The 13,804-nt window shown below is 39.6% G+C and carries 14 protein-coding genes, 1 tRNA gene and 1 pseudogene; 6 read left to right on the forward strand and 10 right to left on the reverse strand.

All coding sequences use genetic code 11. The features are described from left to right. Positions 1-5: 5 nt before the first annotated feature. Positions 6-2,009: a CocE/NonD family hydrolase gene (locus BHR79_RS08665; RefSeq protein WP_234970404.1), complete on the reverse strand. Its 2,004-nt coding sequence runs from the start codon at positions 2,007-2,009 to the stop codon at positions 6-8. Between the two features lie 303 nt (positions 2,010-2,312). Here BHR79_RS08665 and ppsA point away from each other — a divergent pair, with 303 nt between their 5' ends. Further along, positions 2,313-4,721, forward strand: coding sequence for a phosphoenolpyruvate synthase (gene ppsA, locus BHR79_RS08670; protein ID WP_072561954.1), 2,409 nt, complete (start codon positions 2,313-2,315; stop codon positions 4,719-4,721). Positions 4,722-4,793: 72 nt separating this feature from the next. On the opposite strand, the gene BHR79_RS08675 is transcribed toward ppsA, so the two are convergent. The 4 genes from BHR79_RS08675 to BHR79_RS08690 form a co-directional block, all read right to left on the reverse strand. After that, positions 4,794-5,885: a sensor histidine kinase gene (locus BHR79_RS08675; RefSeq protein WP_072561955.1), complete on the reverse strand. Its 1,092-nt coding sequence runs from the start codon at positions 5,883-5,885 to the stop codon at positions 4,794-4,796. 214 nt (positions 5,886-6,099) lie between these two features. Beyond that, positions 6,100-6,172, reverse strand: a tRNA-Gln gene (locus BHR79_RS08680). A gap of 52 nt (positions 6,173-6,224) precedes the next feature. After that, positions 6,225-6,626, reverse strand: a complete 402-nt coding sequence (locus BHR79_RS08685) for a hypothetical protein (RefSeq protein WP_072561956.1) — start codon at positions 6,624-6,626, stop codon at positions 6,225-6,227. Positions 6,627-6,636: 10 nt separating this feature from the next. Then, on the reverse strand, positions 6,637-6,957 hold the full coding sequence (locus BHR79_RS08690) for a DUF2551 domain-containing protein (protein ID WP_072561957.1): 321 nt from the start codon (positions 6,955-6,957) through the stop codon (positions 6,637-6,639). Between the two features lie 103 nt (positions 6,958-7,060). Here BHR79_RS08690 and BHR79_RS08695 point away from each other — a divergent pair, with 103 nt between their 5' ends. Further along, entirely contained in the window at positions 7,061-7,555 is a 495-nt protein-coding gene (locus BHR79_RS08695; RefSeq protein WP_072561958.1) for a hypothetical protein, read from the forward strand. 1,200 nt (positions 7,556-8,755) lie between these two features. On the opposite strand, the gene BHR79_RS10830 is transcribed toward BHR79_RS08695, so the two are convergent. From BHR79_RS10830 to BHR79_RS08705, 3 genes and pseudogenes are all read right to left on the reverse strand, one after another. Continuing rightward, positions 8,756-8,956, reverse strand: coding sequence for an ATP-binding cassette domain-containing protein (locus tag BHR79_RS10830; protein WP_276309456.1), 201 nt, complete (start codon positions 8,954-8,956; stop codon positions 8,756-8,758). 46 nt (positions 8,957-9,002) lie between these two features. Then, positions 9,003-9,156: pseudogene (locus tag BHR79_RS10905) on the reverse strand (ATP-binding cassette domain-containing protein); the annotation flags it as partial. A gap of 273 nt (positions 9,157-9,429) precedes the next feature. Further along, positions 9,430-9,912 (reverse strand): Hsp20/alpha crystallin family protein, encoded by a 483-nt coding sequence (locus BHR79_RS08705; RefSeq protein ID WP_072561959.1) that lies wholly within the window; start codon positions 9,910-9,912, stop codon positions 9,430-9,432. Positions 9,913-10,043: 131 nt separating this feature from the next. Between BHR79_RS08705 and msrA the strand changes: the two genes are divergently transcribed. Next, a complete protein-coding gene (gene msrA / locus BHR79_RS08710; RefSeq protein ID WP_234970405.1) occupies positions 10,044-10,538 on the forward strand; it encodes a peptide-methionine (S)-S-oxide reductase MsrA in 495 nt (164 codons plus the stop codon). A gap of 2 nt (positions 10,539-10,540) precedes the next feature. Beyond that, complete coding sequence (locus BHR79_RS08715; protein ID WP_072561960.1) at positions 10,541-11,056, forward strand: DUF2115 domain-containing protein; 516 nt, start codon at positions 10,541-10,543, stop codon at positions 11,054-11,056. Positions 11,057-11,063: 7 nt separating this feature from the next. Here BHR79_RS08715 and BHR79_RS08720 read toward each other — a convergent pair whose 3' ends face one another. After that, positions 11,064-11,243, reverse strand: coding sequence for a hypothetical protein (locus BHR79_RS08720; protein WP_072361001.1), 180 nt, complete (start codon positions 11,241-11,243; stop codon positions 11,064-11,066). 332 nt (positions 11,244-11,575) lie between these two features. Between BHR79_RS08720 and BHR79_RS08725 the strand changes: the two genes are divergently transcribed. After that, entirely contained in the window at positions 11,576-11,854 is a 279-nt protein-coding gene (locus BHR79_RS08725; RefSeq protein ID WP_072561961.1) for an ACT domain-containing protein, read from the forward strand. A 22-nt stretch (positions 11,855-11,876) separates the two neighbouring features. Continuing rightward, a complete protein-coding gene (locus BHR79_RS08730; RefSeq protein WP_072561962.1) occupies positions 11,877-13,238 on the forward strand; it encodes a PFL family protein in 1,362 nt (453 codons plus the stop codon). Here the strand turns inward: BHR79_RS08730 and BHR79_RS08735 are convergent. Next, positions 13,228-13,761, reverse strand: coding sequence for a shikimate kinase (locus tag BHR79_RS08735; protein WP_072561963.1), 534 nt, complete (start codon positions 13,759-13,761; stop codon positions 13,228-13,230). The two genes, BHR79_RS08730 and BHR79_RS08735, sit on opposite strands and share 11 nt — an antisense overlap. Positions 13,762-13,804 lie beyond the last annotated feature (43 nt).

A 13,804-nucleotide genomic window follows, 5' to 3' on the forward strand; every position in this document is an offset into this window, starting at 1 on the left:
CTACCTCACATCATGTCACGTGGAATCAAATCATCCCAACTTTTGCTAAAAATTCGTGTATCACCCTCATACGCATCAAGGATTGCCCGAATTTGAAAATGAGTCGGTGTGGATGTAAGTACTGTTCTTGTCAGGGTTTTTATCTTCCAGATACCACGTGCCAGACTTCTTGTACTTTCCACTTCTCCCCTAACAGTATTGTAATTGTTATTCAGATAAGAATAAACTTCAGTTGTTTCTTTCCCAATTTCCAGATTGATATCATCCAGCCTTAAGAACGCATCATTGTTGATAATCTGTTGTTTCACTTCATTTGTTGCAAGATTATGTTGAACTGTCCATTCTCTCTTTGCAGGCTCCAGAAGTGTGGATTTAATTGGTTCTGATAAGACCGGTTCTCCAATGTATGATAATTTATCATCTTCTTTGTTTTTTGGTCTTACAGGTAATATGAGTTTACCTTTGCTCTTTATGGTCAAAGCTGCAGGCTCAGGAGCAGGCCACGCAAACGGCCAGTACGAAGTTGAAATAGACAGGCGTATTTTATTGCCTGCGGGGAAATTTTGTGCCACATAATTCATTTTTACGCAAATCCTGTACGTATTACCAACTTCAAGCACAGCAGGATTTTCATTCCCATCCCTGTGTGCAAGGTTAAGAAGTCCATACGTAACTCTTGTGGAGGTTCCTTCCCGACATACGTCATTTAGTCGCAGGGCAATCATAGCTATAGGTTGGTCTGACTCTAATTCGAGTTCTACTTCCGGAGACCCAAGTATTTCAATATCTTCCTCTAATTCAGGTGTATCAAAAACAAGGGCTCCTCCATCTTCTTCGCTCTGGTCATGAGGAAGGTCAGTTGACTCTGAGTATGAGTACCATTTACCTGCAAAAAGTCCGACACTTAAGGGACTTCTGATCCTCATATCTTCATTTTTGATTTCATCTTCTTCAAGATGGATCCTACCTTTTGATAAGAAGAATTCTTGATTTTCAATTTTGGCAGAAGGCCAATTGTTTTCTGCTATCCATCTGCCAGGACAACTTGAGATCAGGGGGGATACACTATCCTGCATCCAAAGGCGTAACATGGGTTCCTCATCTACTCCATTATCGATCTTTTTAAGCCATCTATCCCACCACCGTGTGGCTTCTCTTAAAAAGTCAATTCCGATTCCCTCTCCCCCAAAATTAGGATATTTATGACCCCATCCCCCTACAAGGGCTTTGCGTGGGACCTGCAGGTTTTCCATAAGCCTGAATACGGTGTTGGAATATCCATCTGCCCACCCACTTACTGCAAAAACGGGGCATGAAATCGCTTCATAATTTTCTGCAACTGAAGCATGTTTCCAGTATTCATCCCTTCTCTGGTGCTGAAGCCATTTCTTCAGCCACAGACCACTTCCTTCCAGTCTGTCCAGCCACATCTCTTTCCATTTATCCCCTACAATAGCAGGGTCTGGTGGAAGAGAGTTATAGGAAAACATTGTTGAGGCCCATGAAAGGTTGTCCGTTAACATGCAACCTCCCATGTAATGAACATCATCTGCATAACGGTCATCGGATGATGAAACTGTAATTATCGCTTTTAGATGGGGTGTATCCTTTGCTGCTATCTGAAGAGCATTGAAACCACCCCAGGAAATACCTATCATTCCTACATTTCCAGTACACCAGGGTTGCGAGGCAATCCATTCGATGATCTCGACACCATCATTGAGTTCCTGAGGCAGGTATTCATCTTCCAGTACTCCATCTGAATCCCCGCTGCCACGCATGTCTACTCTTATAGCCGCGTAACCATTTTGGGCAAAATATCTATGTATTTTGGAATCGCGAATCGCTTTGAAATCACGTTTCCTATAAGGAATATATTCAAGAACAGCGGGTACAGGTTTTTCCTCCGCATCTTCTGGCAACCATATTTTGGCTGCAAGTTTGCAGCCGTCAGGCATGGTTATCCATTCATTTTCAATTTCTCTGAATGTAGTATTACTGTCGTACACCTTTTCTCTCCTCTTGATGTATAGTTGGCTAGCTTCCGGGATAACTCAATAAAAAAAGCTTTGCAGGATTATTTCCCCAGGCAGAAATGCATCATAGAAATTAGTTATACCTGCGGTTGACCAGAATGAAATAAATTTGCCCCCCTCAAATAATTTAACCTCATAACTTCATTGTGCATTTCTTTTTAATAGTTATTAAAAGTATCGCAGTTTGTTCACCTATGGATTTTTAGTACCTACAGGAACACATAATACTTTCCGGAATCATATAACCAACTAATTGAAAATAGTAGTGGGGTTACAATGAGTGATAACAAATACATACGATGGTTTGAAGAGATTACGATTGATGATGTGTCCCTGGTGGGGGGGAAAAATGCATCATTGGGTGAAATGTACAGGGAACTTACGGATAAGGACATACGTATACCTAATGGTTTTGCAATCACTGCTGAGGCCTACTGGCATGTGCTGGACTCGGCAGGTGTGCTGGAAGACCTACGAAGGATTCTGGATGAATTGGACACGAAAAATCTCAGCAACCTTGCTGATGTCGGCAAAAAGGCACGGCACACAATTCTGGATGCACCTATTCCTGAAGACCTCTGGGATGAAATTAAAACTGCATACGACAAACTTTGTGAACAGTATGGTGTTGACACCGATGTCGCAGTACGCAGTTCAGCCACTGCTGAAGACCTGCCGAATGCATCTTTTGCAGGCCAGCAGGAAACTTATCTCAACATCCACGGCTATCATGCCCTGAATGATGCATGCAGCCGCTGTTTTGCCTCGTTGTTCACCGATAGGGCCATTTCCTACAGGATAAATAACAAATTCGATCATTTTGATGTGGGCCTTTCTATTGGCATAATGAAAATGGTTCGTTCCGATCTTGCATCCAGCGGAGTGATGTTCACTATCGATACAGAAACTGGTTTTGAGGATGTGGTCTTTATCACCGGCTCATATGGGTTAGGTGAGAATATCGTGCAGGGGCTGGTAAATCCGGATGAGTTCTACGTATTCAAACCGACCCTTGAAGAAGGTTATAAGCCCATTATCCGCAAAAAGGTAGGCAGCAAAGAGATTAAGATGATCTATGGCCGGGGTGATTCCAGGGTACTTACGCGTAATGTGGATGTCCCTGAAAGTGACAGGAAAGGCTTCTGCATCAATAATGAAGAGATACTGCAACTTGCCAGGTATGCTGTCACGATTGAAAATCACTATTCCGGCAAATCAAATAAAGCAAAGCCTATGGATATAGAGTGGGCAAAGGACGGTGATACAGGAGAATTGTTCATCGTTCAGGCAAGACCGGAGACCGTACAATCCCAGAAAAGGAAGGATGTGCTTGAAACCTATTACATGGATGAAAAAGGCAAGGTACTTGTCACAGGCAGAAGTGTTGGGTCCAGGATATCCTCGGGCAGGGTGCATGTTATAAAGGATGTCTCTGGTTTGTCTTCCTTCAAACCGGGAGAAATCCTGGTGGCAGATACAACCACTCCTGATTGGGAACCTGTGATGAAAAATGCGACAGCCATCATTACCAATAAAGGAGGCAGGACCTGTCATGCGGCTATTGTCAGTCGTGAGCTTGACATTCCTGCTGTTGTGGGGGCAAATAGCAGCACAGAAATCCTTGAAACCGGCAGGCAAGTCACTGTAAGCTGTGCTGAAGGAGATACAGGCAGGGTCTATGAAGGCCAACTTGGATTCCATAAGGAAACCACAGAACTGGAAGATATCAGCAAGACCCAAACAGAAATAATGATGAACCTGGGTAACCCCGAAGAAGCTTTTGCACTGTCACGGGTGCCCAATGATGGAATCGGGCTGGCCCGACTTGAATTTATCATAAACAGCTATATAGGGATCCATCCGATGGCGCTGGTTCACACTGAAAAAGTCAAGGATCAGGATGCAGTCAATCAGATTGAAAAATTGACACAGGGTTATTCGGATAAAGGGGAGTACTTTGTGGAAAGGCTTGCCGAAGGTGTCGCGACAATTACAGCTGCATTCTATCCAAAGCCTGTAGTTGTACGTATGAGCGATTTCAAATCCAATGAATATGCAACCCTGCTGGGTGGAGAAGCTTTTGAGGCAAAGGAAAATAATCCCATGCTTGGTTTCAGGGGAGCTTCGCGTTATTATGATGAAAGATACAGGGAAGGGTTTGCCCTTGAATGCAGGGCGATGAAAAAGGTTAGGGATGAAATGGGGCTTACCAACCTTATCATAATGATTCCTTTCTGCAGGCGTGTGGAGGAGGCCCGCAAGGTTATCGAAGAAATGGGAAAACACGGCCTTAAAAGGGGTGAAAATGACCTGCAGGTATATATGATGTGTGAAATTCCCAGTAATGCACTCCTGGTCGATAAATTTAGCAAATATTTCGATGGTTTTTCGATCGGGTCCAATGATCTGACACAACTCACACTTGGTGTTGATCGGGATTCTGAGATCCTGGCTTCAATCTTTGATGAGAGGGATGAAGCTGTAAAAGAGATTGTATCCATGGCAATAAAAGGTGCAAAACGAAACAATAAGCACAGCGGGATCTGTGGTCAGGCGCCAAGTGATTTCCCGGAATTTGCTGAATTCCTAGTGCAGGAAGGCATTGATTCCATTTCTCTGAATCCTGATTCGATACTCAAAATATATCTCAAGGTGATGGAAACCGAGAAAAGTATCGGGAAATGAAAACATTTCAGCAACCTTTTCTAGGGTTGCTATTATTACTCTTTATAGGCCAGATATGATTTTTTCCTGTAGTCAGAAGCGTATCGTAAAAGTCGTACCCTCGGATATGTTCAGATCTATTGTGCCATCGATCTGGGAAACAAGATTAGTTACAAGTTGCAGCCCAAGGGATTCTGTATTCTTGAAATCTATTTCTTTGGGAAAGTGGCCACTGTCATGCACAACCAGGATATAATCACTATTTTCTTTAGCGAAATGAATTTCGATTACACCATCCTGTCCTTCCTTAAAAGCATGTTGCAGGGCATTGGAAACCAGTTCATTAATTATGATTCCAAGGGGCACGGCCCTGTCCATTTCAAGATGGAACTTATCCACATTGACATTTACAATTACTTTGTTGGTATCAAGATCATAGGAATGAATAAGATATTGCATAAGCTCATTAACATAATCCAAAAAATCGAGGGTTTTGCAGTTGCTGGACTGGTATAACTTTTCGTGTATAAGGGCTATAGAACGCACCCGATTTTCACTTTGTTTGAAAGCTTCCACTACTTTATTGGGATCATAATTTGTTGATTCAAGATACAGCAGTCCGGAGACAACCTGTAGATTGTTCTTTATCCTGTGATGGATCTCTTTTATCCTCATATCTTCAAATTCACGGAGGGACCTTTCTGCACGTTCCCGTTCAGCAATTTCCTTCTGTAGTTGGTGGTTGGCAAGGGTTAGTTCAGAAGTACGCTTTTCTACGATTTCTTCCAGGTTCTTGCGGTAACTGCTGAGTTCTTTTTCCACATGAATCAGTTTGATGGCATCTCCTATTCTTTCCGCTAAGGCATCAATCAGCTTGCGCTCTTCCCTGAGGAACGGACCCTCGTTTGCATGTGGCTTTTCTTCGAGATAAAAGACCTCGAGGCAACCTGCATTCTTTTTTTCAATAATTAATGGGGCGGACTGTTTCCACTGGCTTTCCTGAAAATGCGGGCTCATAAATGTATTTTCTTTCAAAGTAATCCTTGCGCAAGCTATGTGCGGGTATTGCCAGGCAGAAGGAATGAAGTCTACTATTTCCTGTAAAATTGTGTCCAGATCGCTTCTCTTTTCAACAATTCTGGATATCTGGTAGAGGCAGTCTAATTCCTTGACTCGCTCTTCCAAATCATGTGTCCGCTTTCTCAATGCAGATTCGACACATTTTGTATTCGGTTTATCCTCCGTTTTCTTGATGCTATTGCCTCCAACACATCGTATATTGGAGATTACTTACATATCACTAATCTCAGTATCTATTGTATGTATTTATATGTTACACTTATAAGATCAGTCATATAGAAATAAATAAAATATTTAAAAAATTAACAAAAAAGTTTAGTAGCCCGGCACGGATTCGAACCGAGGTTGCAGGATCCAGAGTCCCACATGATTGACCACTACACTACCGGGCTGCTACGAAAACGTATCCTACATTGGATATTTAGTATATAAAATTATCGGGAATTATATTTCATCCGGGTCTTTATTTAATATAGCAGTAGACCACCAGTTGGCCATATCTATAAGATCTTTACTGAACTGACTCGATAGACGGTATTCCTTATTCTTGTTAGATATGAGTCCCGCACCAAGTAATTTGTTGCGCATTGCATAGAAAGATGCTCGTCCAACGTCAAGCTCTTTCATTATTGATTCCCATTCACTTGTTTTAACCGCATTGCCACTCTTTTGGCGTTCTTCGATCAAAGTCAGAAATTGCTGTCCGCGCCGTGCAGTAGCATCTTCCTGAAAAAGCCTGCTCATAAGGCTATAATAAGGATCTCTGGAGTGGGTAATCCGGGATCCCGAATCAGAACGTATTATTAGGGTTGTGGATGTACGCGGAGCATCCTTTATTGCTACCATGAATACTCATTCATGTGGATGGTTTTTCTCGCGTGGTAATGGCATTCTGTATCAAGTCTACATACTCTTCTTTTAGTGAGTATGTTGTAGGTGTTTTATATGACTCCTTATGGGATCTCAGAATACCTAACTTTGAATGTATATAACCTACCATAGAGGCCACTACACTTCTGGATGCGTCGAACTGCTTGTTGATCTTTTCGTGAAGATCATCAACCGTAAACTGTTTTACGTTGAGAAGAATAGATAGTATATGGGTACGCAGTCCGCTCACGTCAAGTTCTACGAACTTTTTGAGACGGTTTTTTATTTTAGATCTAATAGCTTTCATAGAATTACCCCTATCTATGTATTAATTCATATATATACAATCAAACTATTTATATGTTTGTAAAGTAATGTTGTTTCTGTAACCTTAATAGAGGCCTAATATAATGAATGTTTCTTTTGATAAATCAACCTTGCGCTATTCATTGCCAAATAAACTATTGTGTATAGATGATAATCGGTTAATTCCTCCTTTTGAAGAAGAAGAAAATGAAATGGGTGTATGCAGTGAATGTGAGGGTCAGTTGTTTTCCTTCACTTATCACAATTTTCAGGATTATACGGCAGTAGTATGTCGCTGTGTAGATTGCTCTCTTCTAAGGATAATTCTTTTTGATCCTGCATGGGAATGGGTTGGGGAGTACCCGGTGTCAATTATCGATGACGTCTCACAAACCAGTGCCAATTCAGTTGAAAGGAACTCTATCTCAGATATTGGAAACATTGCAGCAATAAAACTAGAGACTGTGTTTTCGCCCAGGGAAATTGAAGCTATGATTCAGAAATCAAAGGGTGAAAACTATGTTCGTCAGTATCTCTATAATGCAAGGAAAAAATATTCACTATTCAATGAATTGTTTGGTTATTCTCTGGAGATTTAAATCTCACTTTTTGTTGACTCTTTCTTTATAAAATAGTCTTATTTTATATTAATTATTAAATTTATTCGGATGTCGTTTAACTGTCAGTATAAATGTTTTTATCTAAACAGACAGGAATAATATTTGCTTAATTTTATTTTATGTAATATTTTTAAATTACTGGAAAGCACTGTTTTTTAGTAATGATTACATGTTACAATAGTAATTTTTAAGTTAAGTTTACTAATTAAAATTATTACTAATTCAATTAATAAGTTTAGTATTTTGTCTTTAGAAAAATTATTATTTTACCATTATGCCAGTCTTGTAAAGTGAGATGTTATTTAGTGAGGTTTGGCGCATTAAATGCTTTATAGGCGAGTTGGAGTATATTACACATCATATATGAATGAAACTTTGATATTTGACAAATATGCGTTTCTTCTCTTTTTTTTGCACTAAATGGGGCGGTAGTGGAGTGTAACTGCTGTATTACTATAGTATTTGTAATAATTGTGTTTACTGAAACTGTGCATTATACCAGATTTACAAAATCATTCATATATATTGTATGAATAAAGGAAATCTAGGTGCAGACAAATGATTTCCCCAGGGGATCTCCTCTCTAATTAGATTACCTGGGTAGTTATTTTTGTGGCATGTTCTTAGCCATTATGTGGTGAAAAATAAACCTATGCTTTATATGGCATTTTTTATCTATTAGGTGTATAGGTAGAGACTAATAATAGTATGTATACACATAGCCTTATAATTTAGTTATTTACTATTGTTTGTATATGTTCTTTTACTTCTTTATTCAAGATTGCAATGGAGGCAGAAAATTCTGCTATGTTTTTTATGTCTTTTTCTGCTCGCTACGTATAGGAGTATTAACTTAATTATGTGTATATAAACATACCATTATAATATTTATCTTCTTTTTATCCCTCAATTTTCATTATTGGCTCATAAAATAATGTATTCTTAAAATGAGAATTGCCATTCTTTACTGTAATATTGTGTAAACACCAGCATAAGTTATGCATACTAAAATATATGTTTTGTGAAGTATATAATATATAATATTATAACTCAATTTAATAATACATTTTATATTATATATAGTGTATTGCATGCTTTTTGAAAAATATATTGCTATAAATATTTTCAAAAATGCACTTAACAAAATATAATTCGGTGTAGTGTAAAATTTTCGTATTGCTAATTTAAAAGAATCTTAATAATAACCAATAAAATAAGAAAATTACAAACCTTGCTGAGGAAAGATTTTGTCCGTTCATGTCGGGTATTTGTGAAAAGATCTTCAGTGCTACCTTCCTCCACTACCGGGCCGTCGTCCATAAAGAAGGCCCTATCAGCTACTTCTCTTGCAAAGCCCATTGTGACAACAACCATGGTCATACCTCTTTTGCAAGATCCCGGATGACAGCCAATACTTCCCCTACCATTTCAGGATCCAATGCCGAAGTGGGTTCATCAAATAGCATCACTTTTGGATGCATTGCAAGAGCTCTTGCAATTGCCACCCTCTGTTTCTGGCCGCCTGAAAGGGAGGCTGGATAAGCATTTGCTTTGTCCTTTAATCCGACTTTCGTGAGGAGTCCCATCGCACGGATATTTGCTTTCTCTTCATCCATCCCTCTCACAATAATGGGAGAAAGTGAGACATCCGTCCTATATTATATACTGGGGCATATGCAATATACTTGCACTTGCATATTTAGACAGTATTATTTATTGAGTAACTCAGGTTAGCATATGTCTATAAAAATCTTCCTGTTTAATACGTATCATCTGGCATATTTATGCTGCTGTGATGAATGAAATCCCTTAAATAGGCAAAGAAAACAGAAGAAATAAAGTTAAAATAAAAATCAATTCAAAGTAGAAGCCACTCTTCGTTTATACCTAATATCCATTACTCCATGGCTGCAACTGATCGACTCACTATCTGGATCAACACTTGCAGGCAGAGTTACGTGTTGTGTCTCAGTGCATCCAGCGTCCGGGAAATGCACTGCAATGTCTACTTCATTGTGGCGTGAGGCAATTGACACAAGATCTTCGTCAACTTTAATGTCGACTGTAACGTAAACTTCATCGTCGGTCTTAAATGTCTCAACCAGGGGAGTTTGGTCTTTTACAAAAACATCCTCTGGTGTCTCCTCTGCTGGTGGTGATTGTTCATTGAATTGATCATTATCCATAGGGTTATGAGCAATGGAAAACCCATATACGAAGGGCTTATTGTCATTACCTTCTCTCATCTTTTCAAAAACATACTGAAGAAGGTCTTCGATGTCTTCGAAAGAATTATTTTCGTCTCTATTGTTGTCATCTTTTTTGCGATCATTCATGTTCTCTACCTCCCCGGTTTAGTAAAAAAAAGATTGTTCGAACATATGCGAACATCGTATATAAACTATTCCCTAGAAGCCATTGAATAATTATATCTGGCAGAAAACCAATGAGATTATGGGGATTATAAATGAGTTTGAAACCTATGGAAAAAGCGACATTTGCTGCCGGATGCTTCTGGGGGATTGAGGCAGCATTCAGGGAAGTTGAAGGCGTTATTAGCACACGGGTTGGTTACACAGGAGGGAGTGTACCCAATCCCTCTTATAAGGAAGTTTGTACCGGACGTACAGGCCACGCTGAAGCTGTTGAGATTACTTATGATCCACAAATTGTAAGTTATGAACAAATGCTGGATATTTTCTGGAATATTCATGATCCTACAACATCTAATCGACAGGGGCCGGATGTTGGAACACAATATCGCTCTGCTATATTTTATCATGACAAAAAACAAAAAGAAATTGCTCTGAGTTGCCTTCATAAGCTACAGCAATCAGGCAAATTCAAGGCTATAGTTACAGAAATTGAGCCCGCTTCTGAATTTTATCCTGCAGAAGATTATCATCAGCAATATTTCGAAAAAATGGGGATATGTAGTTCCGGAAAATGTGGCTGGAAATAAGTATGATCTGCGACCATTTAAACAATGGGCAAGAATTAACTACCAATCTCAAGAAGAAGGCAAACCGGTTTACTCCTTCAGATTTTATGAAAATAAGATCTCTGATGTTGCAAAGTACTGAAAACCTCCCTTCAAAATACAGACAGATATATGGTGAGGATTTATTCAGGCATCTTTATGAAACCATAGAGGAGATTAAAAGATACAACGCAACCACTCTACTCTTAACTTTTGATAGGAAGGATTGCCTGGATCTAATTCAGCGTATCGATTTAATGCAGGAAGAGGATAATGAAAAAAACAGGTTGTTCACAGATCTGGCCAAATTGACTTCAATATACCTCATATTTGTTGCAGGCAAGCCCCTCCATCCTTTAAATATGGAATTCCCTGGAGGTAGCAAAATTGCAAAAAAGGACAATGTGTATTATTGTCCCGCGAAAAACAAACAGAAAGATGTGGAGATTGCATTATGCAAGTTTTGCATATGCAGGGATATGGATGAAATGGGGGAGTGAAAATCACTCAGATATTTGCTTCATCAACAAGCCTTTTGAAAAAAGCATCAGAAGCTCCCTGTCCATCCAGTGGTCCACAAAACTTGATTAATTCCCAACCTTCGTTTCCCATTTCATTTAATTCGTCTTTTGTTTTACTCCAGTCATCAGTTCTTATTGGTTTTATATCATATTCCCAGCAAGGCATGTATTAACCACCTTTTTATTGTGTAGCTAAAAGTTGCAACTGCATCATATATAACACTTATTAAAAATTGTTTTTTATGACTGTACAAGTAAACTTTATTCCAGTCGCGCAATATCTAATAGTATTACTTTTGGAAATTAAACGTTTTTGATTATTAAGTTCTTTTAGTTTTGCATTCTATTCAATATAAATATTATTTTATTTTTAGTTTCTTTGGATTTATGAATTTATTATTTCGCTATGTAACTTGAAACATTATTGGATATTGATGCATTATTAAATATGATGAAATCGTAGTTCCACCGTATTCTACATATCGAGGAGAACTTATTATGACATCCACACGTTTTGTTATCACTGTAATTGGAATAGATAAAGTCGGGATAGTAGCACATATAACAAATGTATTGGCCCAATTCGAGGTGAACATTGTGGACATAAGCCAGACTATAATGGAAGATCTGTTCACCATGATAATGCTGACAGAGTCAAAAGAAAAGGGATTTGACCTTGATGCGTTCCAGAATGCAATAAATGCTGCTGGAGATGAACTTGGTGTTGAGATCCAGGTACAGAAAGACGATGTATTCCGTTTCATGCACCGTATATGAATTCCCAAAAGAGGTGATATAAATGTTCATTCATCCTGAAGAAATAATGGAAACCATTCAGATGATTTCCAGCATGAACCTTGACATACGAACTGTCACAATGGGAATCAATCTGCGAGATTGTGCTCATCCTGATATTGAGACTTTTAATGACAACATTCATGAAAAAATGACACGTTGCGCCAGCAAACTGGTTGATGTTGCAGACGAAGTCGAACAAATGTATGGCATACCCATAATCAATAAACGTATATCTGTTACACCAATTGCCACAATTGCAGAAACTTTCACACAGGAAGAGATAGTTTCCATTGCAAGGACTCTTGACAGGGCAGCCAATGAGATTGGAGTTGATTTCATAGGTGGTTTCACCGCTCTTGTCCATAAAGGGATGACAGATGGTGACAGACGGCTTATTAATGCAATCCCTGAGGCTCTTGCAGTTACGGAAAAGGTTTGTTCTTCTGTTAATGTGGCAACTACGAAAGCCGGCATAAACATGAATGCTGTGAATCTTATGGGAAAAGTGATTAAAGAAACTGCAGACCTTACCAGGGACAGGGAAGGTATTGGCTGTGCTAAACTCGTAGTTTTTGCAAACGCCCCGGAAGATAATCCTTTTATGGCTGGTGCTTTTCACGGAGTAGGTGAGGCTGATTGCGTCATAAACGTGGGCGTAAGTGGCCCCGGTGTTGTGAATTCTGCTATAAGGGACCTGGATAATCCTGACCTTGGAGAAATCGCTGAGTGTATAAAGAAAACGGCCTTTAAAATCACAAGAATGGGAGAGATGACCGGCAGGGAAGTATCCAGGAGACTCGAAGCTGACTTTGGGGTCGTGGACCTCTCACTTGCACCCACACCTGAAGTTGGTGATAGTGTAGCAGCTATCCTTGAGGCAATGGGACTGGAAAGTTGTGGCACCCACGGAACCACAGCAGCTCTTGCATTGTTGAATGATGCGGTAAAGAAAGGCGGTGCAATGGCATCATCTTCTGTAGGCGGACTAAGTGGGGCTTTTATACCTGTAAGTGAAGATGCAGGAATGATAGAGGCTGTGAAACGTGGTTCACTGAAACTGGATAAGCTCGAAGCAATGACATCTGTATGTTCGGTGGGATTGGATATGATTGCAGTTCCCGGTGACACTTCATCCTATACGATTTCGGCAATTATGGCCGATGAAATGGCTATAGGAATGATAAACAGGAAAACAACAGCAGTGCGCATCATTCCTGCACCGGGCAAAAAAACGGGAGATATGGTTGAGTACGGAGGATTGCTTGGAAGCTGTCCTGTCATGCCTGTCCATAAATTCAGTTCGGAAGAGTTTGTTAAAAAAGCAGGGCGCATACCGGCGCCAATACAGGCACTCACAAACTGAAAGTGTCAAAAGTGGAATTATAGAGTTCTTTACTCTTTTCCACAATATCATCTACAACTTTCTTTTTGTTTGCCATTCCGTTAATGTCAACAACAATATCTGCATATTTCCGGTACAATTGCCACCTTTCCAGATACAATTTCTTAATTCCTTTTTCCCGGAAACCCACGAGCCCTCTTTTCCAGGGATGGGATATCCTTTTTCTTATATTTGGAAAGGTATCATCAAGGAGTATGATTAAAGATTTTTCAGAAAGGATTTCCATTGCAGCTTCTGAGTAGATTGCACTACCGCCTGTAGAAATCACCATTTTATCCCTTAAATCCAAATCCAGTATGGCATCCTCTTCAACTTTGATAAAAGCTGAATCTCCCTTTTCGTCAAGATAATCCTGTAATGGTCCACCTATTCTTTGCATGATAAGGTCATCCACATCAACAAAGCTATAGCCTAAATGGGTGGCAAGAAGCTTACCAATAGTGCTTTTTCCGACACCGGCCATTCCAATTAGGGTAATGATCATAAATATCACTTGGTTTTATTAGGGGATAAATGCAATGTTTGCA

Source organism: Methanohalophilus halophilus, from assembly GCF_001889405.1.
Classification (GTDB): Archaea; Halobacteriota; Methanosarcinia; order Methanosarcinales; family Methanosarcinaceae; genus Methanohalophilus; species Methanohalophilus halophilus.